Genomic DNA, 694 nt, shown 5'->3' with positions numbered 1-694 from the left:
ATGTATTCAGTGTGGGATACGTGCTTATGCACGTGGGTTTCCCCATTCGGAAATCCCAGATTCAAATGGCTGTTACTGCCTTATCTGGGCTTATCGCAAGTTACTACGTCCTTCATCGCCTCTGACTGCCAAGGCATCCACCGTGTACGCTTAGTCACTTAACCATACAACCCCAAGAGGTCTTTATGTATGGACAAACAACCAAGGTGTTCTCGTTAAAGAACAAGTTCAAATTAATGAACGGTTTTTCGCCGGACTCAAATATGTTCATCCTTCTTTTCCGAAGAAGGATGAAACCAAGAACACTTGAATGTGTTTGGTGTTAATTCAAAAGAATTAACGTTTTGAGAACTTTTGTTTCATTACCTCTCGGGTAGAGAGATAAGAAACAGATTTCAATTTAATCGTTTGATTAAATTTACTAGTCAGCTTTCCAGATTTTTAAAGAGCATTTCTCTTTCGAGAACAGCGCAAAAAGCGCTAATCAATGATGCAATCATTCATTAGGGCTTTTCCCGTCTTTATTCTTCAACCTATACAATTTGTGTGGACACTTGCATCAATAGTATCGTTAAGGAGGTGATCCAGCCCCAGGTTCCCCTAGGGCTACCTTGTTACGACTTCACCCCAGTCATGAACCACACCGTGGTAAACGCCCTCCCGAAGGTTAAGCTATCTACTTCTGGTGCAGCCC

General features: G+C 42.1%; 2 rRNA genes. Both read right to left on the bottom strand.

What is annotated here, in order from left to right:
- Nucleotides 1–164, bottom strand: a 23S ribosomal RNA gene (locus EQP46_RS00090); the annotation flags it as partial.
- 408 nt (nucleotides 165–572) lie between these two features.
- Nucleotides 573–694: ribosomal RNA gene (locus tag EQP46_RS00085) — 16S ribosomal RNA — on the bottom strand; the annotation flags it as partial.

This window comes from Enterovibrio baiacu, from assembly GCF_004120195.1.
Taxonomy (GTDB): domain Bacteria; phylum Pseudomonadota; class Gammaproteobacteria; order Enterobacterales; family Vibrionaceae; genus Enterovibrio; species Enterovibrio baiacui.
Note: the sequence above shows the minus strand (reverse complement) of the source record. Positions and strands in the feature narration are given on the sequence as shown.